Here is a 12,687-nt window from a genome sequence, read left to right on the forward strand (position 1 = left end):
AATTTCACACTTTCCACACATTTATTTGTTATTTTACAATTATAACGAAATCATCCGAAGATGGAGGGAATCTTTTGAGAAAGTATGTTTTTCTTCTCTGTTTTTTATTTCTATTAGTAGGGTGTCAAGGAAGTTCATATACACCGATTGCTAAAGATAAAAGCATTATTATAACAACGAATATAAAAGAAGGTAGTATTAGTTTTGTTGATAAACAAACTAAAAAGTTAATTACGACATGGGAACTTAATGAACCAATGGCAGGAATTGCACTACTTCCAAACGGCGAGGATATACTTGTATATGGTAAGCAGTTAGAGTACATGTATGTATATTCACTAGCCGAAGGACGACAAGTGGAAAAATATAAAACTGGAAAAGGTATTGTAAATGTGATTGTATCCGGAGATGAGAAACAATTATTTGCTGCCGATCAAACTGCTCAAAAGGTAAGGTTCTTTACGATAAAAGGAAAAGAGACAGGGAGTGTGTCAACCGGAAAAGGACCAATAACGATGGTAGAGTACCATAACCAGTTATCTGTATTAAACTTTTATGATACGAAGCTAACGATAATTGATACAAAGAAAAAAGAAGTGATACAATCCTTTATGATTCCCCCAGCGTCAACGGGAGCAACAATTAGTCCGGATGGGAAAGAAATATGGATTGGCGGACATGGTGATGGAAATCAAGTCAATGAGAAAGTATTAGTGTATTCTTTGCAGAGTGGAGAAATGGTACGTTCTTTACACGCTCCGTTTATGCCTGTGAATATAACAAATGATAATAAGTATGTATATACATTAAGTCACGGTTCGAATACGCTTAGAAAGTTTGATGTTAGCACGTATAAAGAGGAGTCTGCTGTAGAAGTAGGATCGAACCCATTTGCATTTTTAAAGAGCGGAGCAGAAGGATACGTAGCAAGTTATGATAGTGATGAAGTATGTGTCATGGATATGAAGAATTTGAAAATAAAACAAACAATTAAAGTAGGAAAAGGGCCATTTCAACTCATAGAGAGGGAAGGGAAGGACAATGGATAAATATAGGGTATTAGTTGTAGATGATGAAAGTGATATGAGGCAGCTTGTTGGAATGTACTTAGATAATTTCGGATACGAGTGGGGAGAAGCTGAAAATGGAAAAGAGGCTCTAAAAAAATTAGAGACGGATCATTATGATTTTGTTGTACTAGATATTATGATGCCAGAGATGGATGGACTTTCAGTTTGTAAAGAAATTAGAAAAACGTCAGATGTGCCAATTATATTTTTAACAGCAAAAGGTGAAGAGTGGAATCGGGTGAACGGCTTACGTATGGGAGCAGATGATTATATTGTAAAGCCATTTAGTCCTGGTGAACTAATCGCTCGTATGGAAGCTGTATTAAGACGTTATACAAAGCAAGAACAACAAGAGGAGATTCAGTTTGGACCGATTCTTATTAATGAAAAAAGTAGGAAAATTGAGGCTGATGGTGAACCGATTTCTCTTACAGTAAAAGAGTTTGATCTACTCTATTTTCTTTGCCAACATACGGGACAAGTATTTAGCCGGGAACAATTGCTGGAAAAGGTATGGGGATATGATTATGCCGGAAGTACAAGGACAGTAGATACGCACGTGAAAACGATGCGTTTGAAGCTTGGAGAAAGTGGAAACTACATTCAAACTGTTTGGGGTGTAGGCTATAAATTTGAGGTGTAACGTATGTTTACGATGGTACAGAAGCTTTGGCTGACAGTAGTATGTGCAGTATTTGTAACAGTTTCGTTTCTTTACTTTGTATCTTTATATTCGTATGAAAAACTATACGTTGATAATTTAAAAGATTCATTAGTAATGGAAGGGAAGCGTCTTGCTGCGCAATATGATAAGCGTGAAGGAATATCAACTTTTGAAGAGAAAGTAAGAGCATTTGATCAAATATCTAGTTCAGATGTTCTTTTCGTATCTAATCCACGTGATTTAAGCGCATGTTTACCTTTTGATGTGCATCATCATTCTCTTATAAGTGAAGGGGACAGGCAATCTTTATTAGATGGAAAAACTGTAACAAAGATAGGATATGAGGAACATTTTGATCGTAATATTATGGGGGTTGTCATCCCTGTTTTAGAAAATAAGAAATTAGTTGGCATTGTATATTCTTATATTCCTTTAAAAAGTATAAAAGACTTAATATATGATATGGGACTTATTTTAGCACCGTTAGCACTTGCTATTACTTTACTGACAATATGGATTGGTAGAAAAATTATTATTGCTATTACGAGACCACTTTCGCAAATGGAACGAGTTGCCAACCATTTAGCTACGGGAGATTTCTCAGAACGAATTACAATTTCTTCCGAAGATGAAATTGGGCGATTAGGAAAAGCATTTAATAAAATGGCAAATTCTTTAGAGACAGAAGACGTAAAGCGTAAGGAATTTTTGGCTAACGTTTCGCATGAACTAAGAACACCGCTTAGTTATATAAAAGGATATAGCGAGGCTATTTTAGATGGTGTAGCGAAGGGACCGCAGCAGGAAAAAGTAACACAGCTCATTCATAAAGAAGCAGATCGCATGCAGCGTCTCGTTCATGATTTATTAGATTTAGCACAATTAGAAGGTGAACATTTTCCGTTAAAGAAACAACCTATCGTATTTTCACAACTGATTGAAGATGTATTAGACACGTATGAAATTAAGTTTATAGAAAAGAAAATTCGTATTGCAACAAATTTAGATCCAGAGATTATTGTAATGATCGATGAGGATCGTATGCAACAAGTGCTTCATAATGTGTTAGATAATGCGATACGATATACGAATCAAGACGGAGATCTCATAATAACTTTAGAGAAAATAGACGATTATTGTGAATTGAAAATAAAAGATACAGGAATAGGAATTGATATAGAGCATTTAGACAATCTTGGTCAACGTTTTTACCGAGTTGATAAAGCGAGAAGTCGTCAACATGGTGGAACAGGTTTAGGCCTGGCAATTGTAAGACAAATTGTTCATATACATGATGGAGAGTGGCGAATTGAAAGTGAAAAAGGGAATGGAACGACAGTTAGTATTAAATTGAAAATACAGGATGAAGAGAGCATGTTCTAATTTTTAGAGCATGTTCTTTATATTGAAGACAATAATTATACGTAAGATATAAATTAATATGTAATAAATATCGGAATTTTGACGATTTTATGAACAAAACATTTGTACTTCTTACTAATTCGTTCTAAAATAGTTATGATGCAAAGTTCTTATAAATCGTTTCAATTGTTGTTTGGAAGATACTGAGGTGATTTAACTGGAGTACAAATCTATTAAACCGAAAAAGATTTACGAAGAAGTATCTGAAGCTATTTTAACAATGATTAAAAATGGTACGTTAAAACCTGGTGACAAACTACTTCCTGTACATCAATTAGCTGAGCAGTTTCAAGTTGGTAGATCTGCTGTTCGTGAAGCGCTAAGCGCGCTAAGAGCAATGGGCTTAATTGAGATGAAACAAGGAGAAGGTACATATGTGAAGAACTTCGATTCTTCTTCATTAACAAAATCATTAAACAATAGATTATTGATGAAGAAAGAAGATATTTTGAATTTATTAGAAGTACGAAAGGTGCTTGAAGTGGGGGCAGTTCGAGTAGCTGCGGCAAAACGTACGGAAGATAATTTGCAAAATATGAAGCATTGGTTAGATGAAATGGCAAAGAGCGTTGGAGATGAAAAAGCTGGTGAAAAAGCAGATTTTCAGTTCCATATGGGAATTGCGGAGTCTTCGCATAACAACATTTTGATTGAACTTATGAATCATGTTTCAGAGATGATTGCTGAAACGATTGGTGAATCAAGACGCATTATTTTATATGGTGAACAAACAACATCAGAACGACTTATAGAAGAGCATCAAGTTATATATGATGCAGTGTTAAAGCAAGATGTAGAATTAGCGCAGCAAGCAATGCTAGATCATTTAACAAATGTAGAGCATATTGTCACAGGTAGAAACGATATAAATTCTTAATTTAATCTTTTAAAAATCTAATTTTCTGATAAAATAGAGAGAGATTAAGTAAGCGTTTTCTTTAGAAGAGGGAGAGGATAGGCCATGGTTGAGCCTATTTCTTCTCTCCTTAGTCATCTGATGACCATATGTTTGTTGGTGGAGTTGTAAAAAGGGGGAGTAATAATTATGAAAGTTACTTTATTTGTTACTTGTTTAGTCGATATGTTTGAAACAAACGTCGGCAAAGCAACAGTTGAGGTGTTGGAGCGTTTAGGTTGTGAAATTGAATTTCCAGAAGCGCAAGTTTGTTGCGGTCAGCCTGCGTATAATAGCGGCCATGTAGAAGCAGCAAAAGAAGCGATGAAACATATGATTGAAACTTTCGAAGATGCAGAATATATCGTTACGCCATCTGGTTCTTGTGCGACAATGTTTCATGAGTATCCGCATGTTTTTAAAGATGATCCGAAGTGGGCTAAACGTGCAAAAAAAGTTGCTGATAAAACATATGAATTTACACAATTTATTGTAGATGTTTTAAAGGTTACTGATGTTGGTGCAAGTTTACCAGGGATAGCTACTATTCATAAATCTTGTCATATGACACGTATGCTTGGAGTAACAGAGGCACCAGGGATTTTATTGTCAAATGTAAAAGGATTAACTGTGAGAGAGTTGCCAAATGTGCAAAATTGTTGCGGGTTTGGGGGAACGTTTTCAGTGAAGATGACTCCAATTTCTGAGCAAATGGTAGATGAAAAGGTAGATAGTGCAATGGAAACAGGTGCTGATTATTTAATTGGTGCAGATTGTGGGTGTTTGTTAAACATTGGCGGACGTATTGAGCGTTTAGGAAAAGAAATAAAAGTAATGCATATTGCTGAGGTACTGAATAGTCGCTCATGAAGGGGGAACATAAGCTATGTCTATGAAAATCAGTGAGAAAAAATTTAATGATCGCGTTGGCGATGGAATTCAAGATTCGTTTATGCGCGGAGCAGTATCTTCTGCACAAACGCGCTTATATACGAATCGCTTAAAAGCAGCGGACGAATTAGGAAACTGGGAAGAGTGGCGTGAACTCGGTGAAGAAATTCGTCAACATACGTTAGAAAATCTTGATTATTACTTAATGCAGTTAAGTGAAAACGTATCAAAAAGAGGCGGCCATGTGTACTTTGCGAAAACGAAAGAGGAAGCAGCAAAGTATATCCAAGATGTTGCGAAAAAGAAGCAGGCAAAAAAAGTAGTAAAATCAAAGTCGATGGTAACAGAAGAAATTAGTATGAACCATGCGCTTGAAGAGATTGGTTGTGAAGTGTTAGAAAGTGATTTAGGAGAGTATATTTTGCAAGTAGATAACGATCCACCTTCACATATTATTGCGCCTGCACTTCATAAAAATAGAACGCAAATTCGTGATGTATTTAAAGAAAAGCTTGGCTATGAAAATTCTGATGATCCTTACGAAATGACGAAGTTTGTTCGTAAACAACTTCGTGAAAAATTTATGGATGCAGAAATTGGTGTGACAGGTTGTAACTTCGCTGTTGCAAATACTGGTTCGCTTTGCTTAGTAACGAATGAAGGTAACGCCGATCTTGTTATGTCGATTCCAAAAACACAAATTGCAGTTATGGGTATGGAACGTATGGTTCCGACAATGGAAGAATTAGATGTTTTAGTGGGTTTACTATGTCGTAGTGCAGTAGGTCAAAAGTTAACAAGTTATGTAACTGTAGCGGGACCAATTCAAGAAGAGGAAGTAGATGGCCCAGAAGAATTCCACTTAGTTGTTGTCGATAATGGTCGTTCTCAAATTCTTGGATCTGAATTCCGCCAAGTATTGCAATGTATTCGTTGTGCTGCGTGTGTTAACGTATGCCCTGTATATCGTCATGTTGGTGGACATTCATATGGTTCTATATACTCAGGACCAATTGGTGCGGTATTAACACCACTTTTAGGCGGATATGATGATTATAAAGAGCTTCCTTATGCTTCTAGTTTATGTGGAGCGTGTACAGAAGCTTGTCCAGTAAAAATTCCATTGCATGATTTATTATTAAAACATCGTCAAGTTATCGTTGAGCAAGAAGGGCGTGCTCCACTTGCAGAAAAATTAGCAATGAAAATGTTTAGTATGGGCGCATCTTCAGCAGCTTTATATAAAATGGGATCAAAAATGGCGCCAGCAGCAATGAGCCCATTTACATCTGGTAACCGTGTATCAAAAGGTGTTGGGCCACTTAAAAACTGGACAGATATTCGTGAATTCCCGGCTCCAAGTAAAGAACGATTCCGTGATTGGTATAAAGATCATAAGAAAGGCGGGGACAAATAATGACAGGATTAATTCAAAACCGTGAGTCCTTTCTAGATAATATTGCAAAAGAACTTGGACGCGCACGTAAAACGGATGGTGTAGAACGCCCAGCATGGAAAAATAATGTGAATAAAGAAACGTTAAAAGATTATTCACAAGAAGAATTGTTAGAAGTATTTAAAAATCAATGTACAAACATTCATACAACTGTTGTGGAAACGACAAACGACCGTTTACGTGAAGATATTCAAAAGGTAATCATGGAAAACGGCGGGGGACCTATTATGTTATCAGCGGATGAACGTTTTGATTCTTATGGGCTGACTTCTTTATTTAAAGAAGAGCTTCCAAAGCAAAATGTTGAAGTGAATGTATGGGACCCGGAGAAAAAAGAAGAGAATATGCGTATCGCGGAAAGAACGAATATTGGAATTGCATTTAGTGATTATACTTTAGCGGAATCTGGTACGATTGTTGTACAAAGTCATAAAGGCCAAGGACGTTCTTTACACTTTTTACCGACTGTATACTTTGCTATTATTCCACGTGAAACACTTGTGCCTCGTATTACACAAGCAGTTCAGGATATGAACACACGTGTAGAAAATGGCGAGACAGTGGCATCTTGTATTAACTTTATTACAGGACCTAGTAACTCGGCAGATATTGAAATGAATCTTGTTGTCGGGGTACATGGACCATTAAAAGCAGTATATTTCATCGTATAAAAGAGGGGAAAGCAGGCCAGAAAATGGCCTGCTTTTTTAATAGAATAGAGATAATATGAAGTAGAAGTTCTCTCCTTTTTTTGCTATGTTCTTCTGGAAAGGAGAGGAAGGGATGTTCACTTATTTATATGCATTGTTAGTGGGGATGGTGTTTGGTTCTTTTTTTATGTTAATTGCGATGAGAGTTCCACAAGGTGAGTCTATCATTACCCCTCGTTCACATTGTCATTATTGTAAGTACGTGCTAAAGCCAAAAGAATTAATTCCAATCATTTCTTTTTGTATACAAAGAGGACGTTGTACGAATTGTAAGAGGAAAATTTCAATTTTGTATGTAGTATTTGAACTTATAACCGGAATAATATTTCTTCTTACTGTATATATGATTGGGGTGGAACGAGAGCTTATCATCATTTTATCGCTTTTTTCGTTACTTCTTATTATTTCAGTTACAGATTACATATATATGTTAATCCCTAATCGCATTTTAGCTTGGTTTGCTTGTTTACTCATTTTAGAATGTGCTTTTGTGCCGTTAGTTACTTTGACAGATAGTATAGTTGGGAGTGGCGTTATATTCATTTTGTTATATTGCATGCAAAAGATATATCCAGAAGGGCTTGGTGGAGGAGATATAAAATTACTTTCGTTACTTGGATTTATAGTGGGACTGAAAGGGATTTTTCTGATTTTATTTTTAGCATCTTGCTTTAGTCTTTGTTTCTTTGGAGCTGCTATAATATTAAAACGTATGAAAATGAGGACTCAAATTCCGTTTGGCCCTTTTATTAGCCTTGGGGCGATATGTTATATGTTGGTCACATATACAAAATAGAGAGGTGATAGAAAATGAATGTATATATGGATGATCAAAGAAGTTGTCCATACGGGTATGTGCCGGCAACGACAGTAGAATGTGCCTTACAAATAGTTCGGGATTATGATGTGAATATTCTTTCCCTTGACTTTAATATGGGGTGGGGAGAAAAAGTGGATTAGATTTTGTAGAAGTTTTTTGTAAAGAGGGTTTATATGTAAATGAAATCCGTCTTCATACGAATGATGTCATCGGTATGTACAAGATGAAACAGAGGATTAATAAGGGGAAGAAAGAAGGAGAGATAAATCCTCACCTTGTTGTTACATATGTGGGGAGCTAAAAACTCCAAAGTAAAACTTTGGAGTTTTTAATGTTTCATATGAGCTTGCAGAGGAATGATTTCTTCTTGTTGAGCTGATACTAATTCAGTTTCTTCTTGTTTCACGTCAGGTGCTTTCTTTGTTAAGTAATGGTAAACCATACCGACAAATACAGACCCGCCAATAATGTTACCGATTGTAACTGGAATTAAGTTATGAATAGCACCTGCAAAAGAAATTGTCTCCGGATGGGGTGAAACTAAAGATAAAGCAAACAGTGATAAGTTTGCGATGCTATGCTCGTAACCAGATAAGAAGAATGTGAAAACGAGCATCATCATCATCATAATTTTTGCTGTATCACCTTTAACTTGAGAAGGTAAGAAACAAGCAAGACATACAAGCCAGTTACATAAAATTGCTTTAAAGAATAGTTGCATTGTAGGTGTATTCATTTTTCCTTCTACTACTTTATTCATGAAATGACCGTGATCAATTGCTTCAAAAATGCCAGTTGCATAAAATAGTAAGGCAAAGAACAAAGCACCAGCTAAATTACCTGCATAACAAGCAACCCAGTTACGAAGTGTATCAGCAATTGTTGTTTCTTTTCTTAAAGTTGCTACAGTGAAGTACATTGTGTTTCCAGTAAACAATTCAGCACCGCCATATATAATAAGTACGAGGGCAATACCGAAAAACATAGAAGCAGCTAAATAAGTTGCTGGTGAATCTGCAATGTGAAAAAAGTTACCTAATTTAAAACATAGTACAATAATAAAACCGATATAAATACCCGCAAGTGCGGCACGAATGAAATATTGCATCGGGTTTGTATCTAACATTTGTTTTTTGCTCTTAGCCAGTTTGACAACATAATCTAATCCTTGTTCTAGCATGAGTAATACGCTCCTTTAGTACATCATCTATAAATACTCCTTATATGAATAAAGTACATGGATTCTGTCATAGTTTCAATAAGTTTGTGTAATGTTTCACAAAAAGGACATACATACATAGAGAAAACGCTTACAAAAAATAGTATAATGGAATTTTTTTGGACATTGAGAGGGGGAAGGGAAAAAAAGAAAAAGCGCTGTAATTACAGCGCTTTTTCGTCTAAATTCTTTTCTACTTTTACTTCTACTTCTTTCGAGAAGAACCAACCGCCAACTGCGATTCCAACTAATACAATCCAGAATGTAAGCTTCCATGGTGTAGATTCTGGGAATGAATGTGGAATTACATTTAATGCAGGGTGTGCTAACGTATAAACTGCTAGTTTCACACCAACCCAACCTACAATTAAGAATGCTGCAGTTTCAAGTCCTGGTTTACGTTTCAATATTTGTACGAAAGCAGTTGCTGCAAATCGCATAATGATTAATCCGATAAGTCCACCTACAAAGATAACAACGAATTGTCCTGTATCAAGGCTACCAATTGTACCTAATCCTGTTTTCGGTAAAGTCATTGCTAATGCAACGGCAGCTAAAATAGAATCAACTGCAAAGGCAATATCTGCAACCTCAACTTTAAATACAGTCCACCAAAAGTTCTCTTGTTTTTTCTTTGCTTCTTTTTCTTCTGTTTCTTCATCCGTATTCTTTTTAACATACGTTTTAAATAAATGATTACCAGCGATAAACATAAGGTAAATTGCACCGATTGCTTGCACTTGCCATACATCGACTAAGAACGAGATCATGAATAACGATCCGAATCGGAAAACAAATGCCCCCGCTAATCCGTAAAATAGTGCTTTTTTACGTTTTTCTTCTGGTAAATGTTTTACCATAATTGCAAGAACAAGCGCGTTATCAGCCGCTAAAATCCCCTCAAGTGCAATTAGGATGAGTAATACCCAACCATACTCCAATAATAATGATACATCCATGTACATTCTCCTCTCATTTCTATAAGTACTAAATAAGTGAAGAATTTCCCCACTATTTAGTTTCCCCATACTCCTGCCTATTAACTTTGGAAGAAATTGGTAGTGAATACAAAAAAGACCTCTGCCGTTAATAGGCAAAGGTCTTGCTAGACATATGTAATGAAAATGCCAACAAAGCCGGAAGAACTAAGTTCTACGTAATGACGACTTTGTTTCCAAGAAACATTCTTGGACGCTACTCCCCTTTGGAGATATGCTATTGTATTCTCATTATATGGATAATTTATACGGTTGTCAACCTGTTAAAATATCTTCATTCGGATATTTTATTTTCCGGTTCTTTTTACGTGCAAAGGAAAAAGCCAATGTTAAAGGTCCCATTTTCCCAAAAAACATCATAAAGATAATAATAGCTTTTCCAATCATAGTTAGGTGGGGGGTGAAATTCATACTGAGGCCAACAGTCCCAAATGCTGAAAATACTTCGAAAGCACTCATTAATAGAGGAACTTGCTCAGTAATACTTAAAATTAAAATAGCGAAAAAGATAAATGAAATAGAAATAATAGTGATGGTCAATGATTTGACAATGAGAGTATCTTTAATTGATTTTTTAAATACGACAATATCATCTTGTTCTTTTAAAAATTTAAATACCCCAAAAAACATGATTAAAAATGTTGTTAACTTAATCCCACCACCAGTTGAAGCGCTACCAGCACCAATAAACATAAGGAGCATCATTAATAGTAAGGAAGGTTTGGATAATGCAGAAATATCAACCGTATTAAATCCGGCAGTTCGCGTTGAAATGGCTTGAAAATAAGCAGCCATTCCCTCTTCAAATGGGCTAAAGCCTCTCATAGAAAGAGAATTGTGGAACTCGAATATAAAAATAAAAACAGTCGCAATAATATTAATGATTAGAGTAGAAGAGAGCATAAGTTTTGAGTGTAATGTAAGGTTTTTAAAATTTTTCTTTCTCTTTATATCTACGATTACTGTAAAACCAATCCCACCTAAAATAATGAGGGAGGAAATAACGAGATTGACAAGAACGCTATGAGAATGGGACATTAAATTATCACTCCACACAGAAAAACCTGCATTGTTAAAAGCAGAAATCGAATGGAAAAAGCTATAATAGACCCCTTTAGCAATACCGTATTTTGGTACCCATTCAAAAGAAAGAATCAACGTAGCGATACATTCAACGGTAAAAGAGAATAAAAATAATGCTTTGGCAAGACGAATGACACCGCCGATATTCGTTTGATTTAACGCTTGTTGCAGTAAAATTCGATTTTGAAGACCAATTTTTCTGCCGAGCATAATCGCGATTAAAACGGCAAAGCTCATAATGCCCAGTCCGCCCACTTGTATAAGCGTTAAAATGACACATTGGCCAAATAAGGTAAATACTTTTCCCGTGTCCACAACACCAAGCCCTGTAACCGTACAAGCAGAAACGGTTGTAAATAAAGCATCGAGCCATGAAATAGACGTTGTTGTAGCAATTGGTAGTTTTAATAAGCATGTACCGATAATTGATAACATAATAAAAGACAAAGTAAGAACGCGGGGAGGACTCATGCGAATATTAATCCGTTTCATGTTACATATCGTTCCTTTCAGTTTGCTCTTACTAGTATGTGAAAAAGCACGATTATGTATGTTAAAAATAGAAAGAGGCAGAGAATATCTGCCTCTAAGCCATATGTTATAGGTTTATCCACGTAATTGTTGTTGAGCTAAAGCAACAAGGCGTTTTGTTACTTCACCGCCAACTGATCCGTTAGAACGAGATGCTGTATTAGATCCTAAGCTTACACCGAATTCTTGTGCAATTTCATATTTAAATTGTTCAAGCGCTTGTTCAGCACCTGGAACTAGTAATTTGTTTGTTTTTACCATGTTGATACACATCCTTATGAGTAGTCCAATCCAGTTAAATACTTATCTGAACTGGTACCATTATTTTATGTGGAAATAACGTACTCATACCCGGAAGTAATCGGTGTGATTAGAAGTTCTTGGATAGAAAAAAGAGTAGCGAATTTGCTACTCTTTTTTCAGTATTGTCGCTGTACCTTCCACGACAATATCATCGGATTGATTATAAATGTTTGTTTGTAATGTAATGATTTTTTTATCATCCCGTTTTTTGATGACTTCTGCCACAACGCGAAGTGTATCGCCGATTTTGACAGGAGCGCGGAATGAAACGTTTTGAGATAAATAAATCGTATTTTTGCCAGGGAGTTTCGTTCCGAGAATGGTAGAAATAAAACTGGAAACGAGCATGCCATGAGCAATACGTTCTTTAAACATTGTCGTTTTTGCAAACGAATCTAAAATATGAATGGGATTCACATCTCCAGTCAATTTTGCAAAATTGATAACGTCCTCATCCGTAATTTGTTTTGTTAATGATGCTTGGTCACCGACTTGAATCTCATCATAACGAAGCTCTGGAACAGTTTGTGCTTCTTGAAATGGATTCATTTTGTCCTCCTTCTTTTCCATATCGAAAAATGCCAGCCATCTTGATGTAGTAGGAGGAAGAAAGAGTTTTGTTTGT

Annotated in this window: 13 protein-coding genes and 1 pseudogene; 9 read left to right on the plus strand and 5 right to left on the minus strand. The window is 35.9% G+C overall.

Annotated elements, in window-relative coordinates; genetic code table 11:
* The first annotated feature begins 74 nt into the window (after positions 1-74).
* From ATN06_RS06790 to ATN06_RS29370, 9 genes and pseudogenes are all read left to right on the plus strand, one after another.
* Entirely contained in the window at positions 75-1,049 is a 975-nt protein-coding gene (locus ATN06_RS06790) for a YncE family protein (RefSeq protein ID WP_060630037.1), read from the plus strand.
* On the plus strand, positions 1,042-1,713 hold the full coding sequence (locus tag ATN06_RS06795; RefSeq protein WP_060630038.1) for a response regulator transcription factor: 672 nt from the start codon (positions 1,042-1,044) through the stop codon (positions 1,711-1,713). The genes ATN06_RS06790 and ATN06_RS06795 overlap by 8 nt, the downstream gene beginning before the upstream one ends.
* A 3-nt stretch (positions 1,714-1,716) precedes the next feature.
* Entirely contained in the window at positions 1,717-3,117 is a 1,401-nt protein-coding gene (locus tag ATN06_RS06800) for a sensor histidine kinase (protein WP_060630039.1), read from the plus strand.
* Between the two features lie 226 nt (positions 3,118-3,343).
* Positions 3,344-4,033 carry a FadR/GntR family transcriptional regulator gene (locus ATN06_RS06805; protein WP_254904405.1) on the plus strand — a complete coding sequence of 230 codons (690 nt, stop codon included), beginning with the start codon at positions 3,344-3,346 and terminating at the stop codon, positions 4,031-4,033.
* A gap of 168 nt (positions 4,034-4,201) precedes the next feature.
* On the plus strand, positions 4,202-4,921 hold the full coding sequence (locus tag ATN06_RS06810) for a (Fe-S)-binding protein (RefSeq protein WP_060630040.1): 720 nt from the start codon (positions 4,202-4,204) through the stop codon (positions 4,919-4,921).
* A gap of 16 nt (positions 4,922-4,937) precedes the next feature.
* Positions 4,938-6,359, plus strand: coding sequence for a LutB/LldF family L-lactate oxidation iron-sulfur protein (locus ATN06_RS06815; protein ID WP_000061914.1), 1,422 nt, complete (start codon positions 4,938-4,940; stop codon positions 6,357-6,359).
* The gene (locus tag ATN06_RS06820; RefSeq protein WP_060630041.1) at positions 6,359-7,069 is read left to right on the plus strand and encodes a LutC/YkgG family protein; all 711 of its coding nucleotides are present in this window, start codon (positions 6,359-6,361) and stop codon (positions 7,067-7,069) included. The genes ATN06_RS06815 and ATN06_RS06820 overlap by 1 nt, the downstream gene beginning before the upstream one ends.
* A 112-nt stretch (positions 7,070-7,181) precedes the next feature.
* Complete coding sequence (locus ATN06_RS06825) at positions 7,182-7,904, plus strand: prepilin peptidase (RefSeq protein ID WP_060630042.1); 723 nt, start codon at positions 7,182-7,184, stop codon at positions 7,902-7,904.
* Between the two features lie 14 nt (positions 7,905-7,918).
* Positions 7,919-8,229: pseudogene (locus tag ATN06_RS29370) on the plus strand (cyclic-phosphate processing receiver domain-containing protein).
* Between the two features lie 27 nt (positions 8,230-8,256).
* On the opposite strand, the gene ATN06_RS06835 reads toward ATN06_RS29370, so the two are convergent.
* The 5 genes from ATN06_RS06835 to ATN06_RS06855 form a co-directional block, all read right to left on the minus strand.
* Entirely contained in the window at positions 8,257-9,108 is an 852-nt protein-coding gene (locus tag ATN06_RS06835) for a formate/nitrite transporter family protein (RefSeq protein ID WP_060630043.1), read from the minus strand.
* Between the two features lie 203 nt (positions 9,109-9,311).
* A complete protein-coding gene (locus tag ATN06_RS06840; protein WP_000383326.1) occupies positions 9,312-10,106 on the minus strand; it encodes a TerC family protein in 795 nt (264 codons plus the stop codon).
* A gap of 294 nt (positions 10,107-10,400) precedes the next feature.
* Complete coding sequence (locus ATN06_RS06845) at positions 10,401-11,720, minus strand: TrkH family potassium uptake protein (RefSeq protein ID WP_060630044.1); 1,320 nt, start codon at positions 11,718-11,720, stop codon at positions 10,401-10,403.
* Positions 11,721-11,834: 114 nt separating this feature from the next.
* Complete coding sequence (locus tag ATN06_RS06850; protein WP_000241212.1) at positions 11,835-12,020, minus strand: alpha/beta-type small acid-soluble spore protein; 186 nt, start codon at positions 12,018-12,020, stop codon at positions 11,835-11,837.
* Between the two features lie 147 nt (positions 12,021-12,167).
* Positions 12,168-12,611 (minus strand): MaoC family dehydratase, encoded by a 444-nt coding sequence (locus ATN06_RS06855; protein ID WP_060630045.1) that lies wholly within the window; start codon positions 12,609-12,611, stop codon positions 12,168-12,170.
* Between the last annotated feature and the right edge of the window lie 76 nt (positions 12,612-12,687).

It is taken from the genome of Bacillus thuringiensis, assembly GCF_001455345.1.
Classification (GTDB): Bacteria; Bacillota; Bacilli; order Bacillales; family Bacillaceae_G; genus Bacillus_A; species Bacillus_A thuringiensis_N.

Excerpts from the sequence above, each read along its gene's own strand:
- ATN06_RS06795 (WP_060630038.1), top strand. The coding sequence starts at position 1,042 with ATGGATAAATATAGGGTATTAGTTGTAGATGATGAAAGTGATATGAGG.
- ATN06_RS06800 (WP_060630039.1), top strand. The coding sequence starts at position 1,717 with ATGTTTACGATGGTACAGAAGCTTTGGCTGACAGTAGTATGTGCAGTA.
- ATN06_RS06810 (WP_060630040.1), top strand. The coding sequence starts at position 4,202 with ATGAAAGTTACTTTATTTGTTACTTGTTTAGTCGATATGTTTGAAACA.
- ATN06_RS06815 (WP_000061914.1), top strand. The coding sequence starts at position 4,938 with ATGTCTATGAAAATCAGTGAGAAAAAATTTAATGATCGCGTTGGCGAT.
- ATN06_RS06820 (WP_060630041.1), top strand. The coding sequence starts at position 6,359 with ATGACAGGATTAATTCAAAACCGTGAGTCCTTTCTAGATAATATTGCA.
- ATN06_RS06825 (WP_060630042.1), top strand. The coding sequence starts at position 7,182 with ATGTTCACTTATTTATATGCATTGTTAGTGGGGATGGTGTTTGGTTCT.
- ATN06_RS06835 (WP_060630043.1), bottom strand. The coding sequence starts at position 9,108 with ATGCTAGAACAAGGATTAGATTATGTTGTCAAACTGGCTAAGAGCAAA.
- ATN06_RS06840 (WP_000383326.1), bottom strand. The coding sequence starts at position 10,106 with ATGGATGTATCATTATTATTGGAGTATGGTTGGGTATTACTCATCCTA.
- ATN06_RS06845 (WP_060630044.1), bottom strand. The coding sequence starts at position 11,720 with ATGAAACGGATTAATATTCGCATGAGTCCTCCCCGCGTTCTTACTTTG.
- ATN06_RS06850 (WP_000241212.1), bottom strand. The coding sequence starts at position 12,020 with ATGGTAAAAACAAACAAATTACTAGTTCCAGGTGCTGAACAAGCGCTT.
- ATN06_RS06855 (WP_060630045.1), bottom strand. The coding sequence starts at position 12,611 with ATGAATCCATTTCAAGAAGCACAAACTGTTCCAGAGCTTCGTTATGAT.